Here is a 6,400-nt window from a genome sequence, read left to right as displayed (position 1 = left end):
CCAGCCGGCGCCGGCGGACACCGCGCCGCACACCCGCCGCGGCCACCGCCGACCGGGCCGCCGGGCCGTCCGCCGACCGGATGCCCCGTACACCGGAGGCGGCAGGGGCTTCCTGGGCGGCCCTCCAGCAGGGCACCCTCAACGGCAGGAGCGTCGCCGGGCGGCCGCCCGCACCGGACACCGACGCCCCCGACCACCAGGACGAACAAGGAGACGACGAGAAGTGAGCGCCCCCAGCCCCACCTCAGGCGACCTCGCATGGGTGCTGACCCCGCTGCTTGAGCTGCCCGGAGTCCAGCACGCCGTGGTCGCCACCGGCGACGGCCTGGTCGAAGGCGCGTCCCCCGGCCTCGACCGGGCCTCCGGCGAACGGGTCGCCGCGATGACGGCCACCCTGCACGCCGCCGCCCGCGCCTTCACGACGGCTTTCACCAACGCCGAGGCCCCGCAACTGGCCCAGACCGTCGTGGAATCGGATCTGGGATTCGCCGTCGTCGTACCGGCCGGCCGCAACACCACCCTCGCCCTGTTCGCCGAACCCGGCGCCAAACTCGGCGACATCGCCTATCAGATGCAGGTCCAGGTCACCGCGCTCACCCGGGCGATGCACGCGCCCACCCGCCAATCGGACACCGCCGCCCGGCCATGACCCCCGGCCCAGCACGCCGTCTGATCCCCGCCTATCTGGTCACCGGCGGCCGGTCCCGCCCCGCCGGCCCCGCCCTCGACCGGCTCGCCGTACTCGTACGCACCGACGCGCCCGTGCCCGACGACGCCGGAACCCAGGCGCGCAGACTCTGCGACCTGCTGGAACCGGGTGCCCTCACCGTCGTCGAGTGCGCGGCCCACCTGGACCTGCCGGTCAGTGCCACCGTCTTCCTGGCCACGGACCTCGCGGCCACCGGACTACTGCTCACCCGACCGCCGATACCCAGTGCCGGGCAGATCGACAGGTCGCTTGTCGAGAGGCTGCTCGATGGACTCCGCTCCCTCCCCTGACCGGACCGGCGTCGGCTATCTGCCGGCCGCCGCCCGGACCCTGATGAAACTCGTCGTCACGGGTCCCTTCGGCGTGGGCAAGACCACCCTCATCCGAACCCTCTCGGAGATCGCCACCCTCCACACCGAGGAGGCGATGACCCAGTCCAGCACCCGTGTCGACTCCACCGCCGGACTCCCCGACAAGACCACCACCACGGTCGCCATCGACTTCGGCCGCCTCACCGTCCCCGACGACCTCGTGCTCTACATGTTCGGCACACCCGGCCAGGAGCGGTTCCTGCCGCTGTGGGAGGACATCGCCCGCGGCGCCCTCGGCGCACTCGTCCTCGTGGACACCCGGAGGCTCGCCGACTCCTTCGCCGTGATGGACATGGTCGAGGAGCAGGGACTGCCGTACGCCGTAGCGGTGAACCGTTTCCCCGACGCCCCCGCACACAGCGACGAGGTCCTGCGCAAGCACCTCGACCTGGACGACACCACCCCGCTCGTCCAGTGCGACGCGCGGGAGCGGCGCGGCAGCATCGACGCCCTGATCGCACTCGCCGAACACGTGCTGACCCGCATGCCGCAGCCCGAGGACGCCTCATGACCATGTACGCACCGCCGCCGCAGCCCCTCGCGCTGTTCGGCCCGGCCTTCGCGGCCGACCCCCAGGGCCACTACCGCGCCCTGCGCGAGCACGGCCCGCTCGCACCGGTGCGGATCGCACCCGACGTGGAGGCGCTGCTCGTCACGGACTACCAGGCCGCCATCGACCTGCTCCGCGACACCCACACCTTCAGCAAGGACCCCCGCGCCTGGCAGGCGACCGTCCCGCCGGACTCGCCCGTGCTGCCCGTGCTCGGCCACCGCCCCACCGCCCTGTTCAGCGACGGAGCGGTGCACGCCCGCTATCGCGAGGCCATCAACGACAGCCTCGCGCTCATCGAACCACACGTCCTGCGGGCCGAGGTCGCCCGCGTCGCCCGCCAGCTCATCGGCCGGTTCGCCGCCACGGGAAGCGGCGACCTCATCGCCCAGTACGCCCGACGGCTCCCCATGCACATCTTCGTCACCTGGTTCGGCGCCGATCCCAAGGACGGCGACCGGATCGTGGACGGGGTCGCCGGCATGATGAACTCGGCCGCCGACGCCGCCGCCGCGTACGCCGACCTGGTCGACGTCGTGACCCGCCTCGTCGCCGACCGGCGCGCCCGGCCCCGCCGCGACCTGACCTCGTACTTCCTCGCCCACCCGGCGGGGCTCGACAACGACGAGACGGTACGCCAGATCACCCTGGTGATGAGCGCCGGCAACGATCCGATGACCAACCTCATCGGCAACGCCACGCTCCACATGCTCACCGACGAACGCTACGCGGGCTCCCTGCACGGCGGCGCGATGACCGCCCACGAGGCGATCAACGAAGTACTGTGGCGCGACCCGCCGATCGCCAACCTGGCGGCCCACTACCCGCGCCACGACACCGAGTTCCACGGCGTACGGCTGCGCGCCGGACAACTCGTCCTGGTCTCCTACGCCGCCGCCAACTCCCAGTCCCCGCCGCCCGTCTCCGACGACGGCCTCCGGTCCGGGGCCAGCGCCCACCTCGCCTGGTCGGCGGGCCCCCACCGCTGCCCCGCCAAGCAGCCGGCCCTGCTCATCGCGATGACCGCGATCGAACAGCTCACCAGCCTCCTGTGCGACGCGGAGCTGGCCGTCGCACCGCACGAACTGCTGTGGCGTCCCGGCCCGTTCCACCGCGCCCTGGCCCATCTCCCGATCCGCTTCACCCCGCTGGACACCACCACCGCCGCTCCGAGCGGCTCCCTCACGGTCGCGGACCCGTCGGACGTCATTCCGGCGGCGGCAATCGATGCCTGAGCCGTGTCGCTCGTAGGCCGAACGGGTGAGGGAGGGGACAATCGCCCGATGAACAGTGAGCGCAGCCGGCACAACGCCGACCGATGTGCGGACGGGGTGGTCCGGTGAGCAGGTACGACAGGTACGACGTCACGGACGAGCAGTGGGAGGGGCTGGCCCAGGTCGTACCGCTGCGCAGCCGCAACGAGTGGCCCTCCCGGGTGGACCACCGCACCGTCCGGGACGAGCCGGAGCCCGCCGAGCAGCGGCGCATGGTCGTCCTGCGGGTCCAGGTGTTCGCGGATGCCCGCGAGGTCGCGGAGTACCTGGTCGCCCAGGTGCCGGTGCTGCTCGACCTGACCAGCGCGGAGGGCGAGGTGGCCAAGCGCATCCTGGACTTCGCCAGCGGTGTCGTCTTCGGGCTGGGCAGCGGCATGCACCGGGTGGACCGCAACGTCTTCCTGCTGTCGCCCGCCGGCATGGAGGTCGAGGGCGTCCCGGCCGCCGGGGTGCCGGGGGCGTAGGAGACGAGCCCGTGACCGAACTCGACGTACGGACCCTCCAGCGGCGGCTGGCCGCCTTCGCGGACGCGCGCGACTGGGGGCAGTACCACACCCCGAAGAACCTGGCCTCGGCGCTGAGCGTGGAAGCCGCCGAACTGGTCGAGATCTTCCAGTGGCTGACGCCCGACCAGTCGGCACGGGTCATGGAGGATCCGGTGACCGCGCCCCGCGTGGCGGACGAGGTCGCGGACGTGCTCGCGTACCTCCTCCAGTTCTGCGAGGTGCTGGGCATCGACGCCTTGGCGGCACTCGCGGCCAAGATCGAACGGAATGAGTCGCGCTTCCCGGTCCCGGGATCAACGGGCGGCCAAGATCGTCACTCTTCGGAGTGATCGATGTGTGCACACTCGATTGAGTGTCCACAGATTTCCGAAATCCTCTGGCGTTTCGGTGCGGTGGCCCTCACTGTGGGTAATGAACGTGGTGAGCGGGTTTTCCGCAGCGATGAGTGGGTCTTCGCGTCGAACGGGGGCAGTCGATGGAAGCGGAACGGCTGGTAGCGGTCATCAGGCAGGCGCTGGCGCAGAGCCGGGGCACTCCGGACATCATCGCCGAGGCGTGGCAGGCGCAGGCCCTGGCCCAGGCGGTCGGCAGCCGGCTGGCGGCGGGCGGTCCCAAGGAGCTGCGGGCCGAGGCGGGCGCCCTCAGCGAGATCGGAGGCAGGACCAGCGGCGCGCTCGACCACCCGGCGGCCCGCGCCGGGGTGGCCCGCGCGGCGCGGCTGACGGAGGTCGCCGATCCCCGCGCGGCCCTGACGGGCTTGGCCGCGCTGCTCGGTGAGGTCGGTATAGCCCTGGTCGGAGTGGCGTGCGAGACCGACGAGCAGGGCCTGTACTGGCAGTGCATGGAGGCGATCGACGCCGCCGACGAGTCCACGGACCGGGTCCGCTCCATGCTCCGTCTCCTCGACGAGCGCGAGCGCGAGCGGCGGGAGGATCTGGAGCGCGGCCGGGAGCGGGACGGCCCGCACGGGGTGCTGCACGGCCCGCTGGGCCCGGTGACCGGTATCCAATGAGCGGGCCCCCCAACGGCACGCCCCCTCCGGTACGCCCTTCGAGGACGCGACTCCACGCGGACGGCGCCCCCGGAGAAGAGGTAGCGGCGTGCGCGGGTGCAGGATGGAGGCATGGATCTCCGCATTTTCACCGAGCCCCAGCAGGGGGCGAGCTACGACACCCTGCTCACCGTCGCCAAGGCCACCGAGGACCTCGGCTTCGACGCCTTCTACCGGTCCGACCACTATCTGCGCATGGGGCAGGGCGACGGCCTGCCCGGCCCGACGGACGCATGGATCACGCTGGCCGGGCTGGCCCGCGAGACCAAGCGCATCCGCCTGGGCACGCTGATGACGGCGGGCACCTTCCGGCTCCCCGGCGTCCTCGCCATCCAGGTGGCGCAGGTCGACCAGATGTCGGGCGGCCGGGTCGAACTGGGCCTGGGAGCGGGCTGGTTCGAGGAGGAGCACACGGCGTACGGCATCCCCTTCCCGAAGGAGAAGTTCGGCCGCCTGGAGGAACAGCTCGCGATCGTCACCGGACTGTGGGCGACCGAGGTCGGCAAGACGTTCAGCTATGACGGCACCTACTACCAGCTGAAGGACTCGCCTGCGCTGCCCAAGCCGGCGCAGGCCAAGGTGCCGGTGCTCATCGGCGGACACGGTGCGAAGCGCACCCCGCGCCTCGCCGCCCAGTACGCCGACGAGTTCAACATCCCCTTCGCCGGCCTGGACGACTCCGAGAAGCAGTTCGGCCGGGTCCGCGAGGCGGCCGAGGCGGCGGGCCGGAAGCCGGACGACCTGGTGTACTCCAACGCGCTGGTCGTCTGCGTCGGCCGGGACGACGCGGAGGTGGCGCGCCGGGCCGAAGCCATCGGCCGCGACGCGGCGGAGCTGAAGGCGAACGGGCTCGCGGGGTCGCCCGCCGAGGTGGTCGACAAGATCGGGCGCTACGCGGCGATCGGGGCGTCGCGGATCTACCTCCAGGTGCTCGACCTGGACGACCTGGACCACCTGGAGCTCATCTCCTCCCAGGTCCAGTCCCAGCTGGGCTGAGAGCGGGGCCGCGATGACACCCGGGCCCGGCCGCCCTCTGGCCGCCGCGCTGGCCGAGGGCACGCTCGTCCTCGACGGCGGGCTCTCCAACCAGTTGGAGGCGCAGGGCTGCGACCTGTCCGACGCGCTGTGGTCCGCCCGGCTGCTCGCCGACGGACCCGGGCAGATCGAGGCCGCCCACACGGCATACGTGCGGGCGGGGGCCCAGGTGCTCATCACGGCCGGCTACCAGGCCAGTTACGAGGGGTTCGAGCGGCGCGGAATCGGGCGGGACGAGGCGGCCCGGCTCTTCGCCCGCAGCGTGGAGCTGGCCCGTCGGGCGGCCGGCGCGGTCGAGCGGGACGTCTGGGTGGCGGCCTCGGTCGGCCCGTACGGGGCGGTGACGGCGGACGGGGCGGAGTACCGGGGCCGCTACGGGCTCACCGTCCGGGAGCTGGAGCGCTTCCACCGCCCCAGGATCGAGGCAGTGGCCGCCGCCGGGCCGGACGCGCTGGCCCTGGAGACGGTGCCGGACATGGACGAGGCGCGGGCGCTGCTGCGGGTGGCCGGGGAGTACGGGCTGCCGGTGTGGCTGTCCTACACCGTGGACGGGGGCCGGACCCGGGCCGGGCAGCCGCTGGACGAGGCGTTCGCCCTGGCCCGGGCGCACGACGGGGTGATCGCGGTCGGGGTCAACTGCTGTGACCCCGCCGACGCGGAGGCCGCCGCGAGGGCGGCGGTCCGGGCGACCGGGAAGCCGGCCGTCGTCTACCCGAACAGCGGTGAGCGCTGGGACGCGGAGACGGGCGCGTGGACCGGTACCGCCACGTTCACCCCGGACCGGCTGACGTCCTGGCAGCGGGCGGGCGCCCGCCTGGTCGGGGGCTGCTGCCGGGTCGGGCCGGCGGAGATCGCGGAGCTGGCGGCGGCGCTGGACGGTGCGGCCGGGGATGCCGCGCGGGGC

The 6,400-nt window shown here is 73.0% G+C and carries 9 protein-coding genes and 1 pseudogene; all 10 read left to right on the top strand.

Annotation, left to right across the window (positions count from 1 at the left end):
• A pseudogene (locus G3I41_RS10045) lies at positions 1–227 on the top strand (ATP-binding protein); the annotation flags it as partial.
• Positions 224–649 (top strand): roadblock/LC7 domain-containing protein, encoded by a 426-nt coding sequence (locus G3I41_RS10040; protein WP_164399875.1) that lies wholly within the window; start codon positions 224–226, stop codon positions 647–649. The pseudogene G3I41_RS10045 and the gene G3I41_RS10040, both read left to right, overlap by 4 nt.
• On the top strand, positions 646–999 hold the full coding sequence (locus G3I41_RS10035) for a DUF742 domain-containing protein (RefSeq protein WP_018105822.1): 354 nt from the start codon (positions 646–648) through the stop codon (positions 997–999). The genes G3I41_RS10040 and G3I41_RS10035 overlap by 4 nt, the downstream gene beginning before the upstream one ends.
• Positions 977–1,591, top strand: a complete 615-nt coding sequence (locus G3I41_RS10030) for an ATP/GTP-binding protein (RefSeq protein ID WP_018105821.1) — start codon at positions 977–979, stop codon at positions 1,589–1,591. Before G3I41_RS10035 ends, G3I41_RS10030 begins: the two co-directional genes overlap by 23 nt.
• The gene (locus tag G3I41_RS10025; protein ID WP_164399874.1) at positions 1,588–2,865 is read left to right on the top strand and encodes a cytochrome P450; all 1,278 of its coding nucleotides are present in this window, start codon (positions 1,588–1,590) and stop codon (positions 2,863–2,865) included. Before G3I41_RS10030 ends, G3I41_RS10025 begins: the two co-directional genes overlap by 4 nt.
• 104 nt (positions 2,866–2,969) lie before the next feature.
• A complete protein-coding gene (gene sepF / locus G3I41_RS10020) occupies positions 2,970–3,368 on the top strand; it encodes a cell division protein SepF (protein ID WP_164399873.1) in 399 nt (132 codons plus the stop codon).
• Between the two features lie 11 nt (positions 3,369–3,379).
• Positions 3,380–3,739: a nucleotide pyrophosphohydrolase gene (locus tag G3I41_RS10015; protein ID WP_164399872.1), complete on the top strand. Its 360-nt coding sequence runs from the start codon at positions 3,380–3,382 to the stop codon at positions 3,737–3,739.
• A gap of 146 nt (positions 3,740–3,885) precedes the next feature.
• The gene (locus tag G3I41_RS10010) at positions 3,886–4,422 is read left to right on the top strand and encodes a DUF6099 family protein (RefSeq protein WP_164399871.1); all 537 of its coding nucleotides are present in this window, start codon (positions 3,886–3,888) and stop codon (positions 4,420–4,422) included.
• A 111-nt stretch (positions 4,423–4,533) separates the two neighbouring features.
• Positions 4,534–5,457, top strand: coding sequence for an LLM class F420-dependent oxidoreductase (locus G3I41_RS10005; protein WP_164399870.1), 924 nt, complete (start codon positions 4,534–4,536; stop codon positions 5,455–5,457).
• Positions 5,458–5,470: 13 nt separating this feature from the next.
• Positions 5,471–6,400, top strand: a 930-nt coding sequence (gene mmuM / locus G3I41_RS10000; protein WP_164399869.1) for a homocysteine S-methyltransferase, incomplete at its 3' end; no start/stop codon positions are given.

The sequence above is a fragment of the Streptomyces sp. SID9727 genome (assembly GCF_010550605.1).
Classification (GTDB): Bacteria; Actinomycetota; Actinomycetes; order Streptomycetales; family Streptomycetaceae; genus Streptomyces.
The sequence above is the reverse complement of the archived record's forward strand: the minus strand, read 5'-3'. Positions and strand labels throughout refer to the sequence as shown.

Coding starts and splice junctions, on each gene's coding strand:
- G3I41_RS10035 (WP_018105822.1), top strand. CDS start 646: ATGACCCCCGGCCCAGCACGCCGTCTGATCCCCGCCTATCTGGTCACC.
- G3I41_RS10030 (WP_018105821.1), top strand. CDS start 977: ATGGACTCCGCTCCCTCCCCTGACCGGACCGGCGTCGGCTATCTGCCG.
- G3I41_RS10025 (WP_164399874.1), top strand. CDS start 1,588: ATGACCATGTACGCACCGCCGCCGCAGCCCCTCGCGCTGTTCGGCCCG.
- G3I41_RS10010 (WP_164399871.1), top strand. CDS start 3,886: ATGGAAGCGGAACGGCTGGTAGCGGTCATCAGGCAGGCGCTGGCGCAG.
- G3I41_RS10005 (WP_164399870.1), top strand. CDS start 4,534: ATGGATCTCCGCATTTTCACCGAGCCCCAGCAGGGGGCGAGCTACGAC.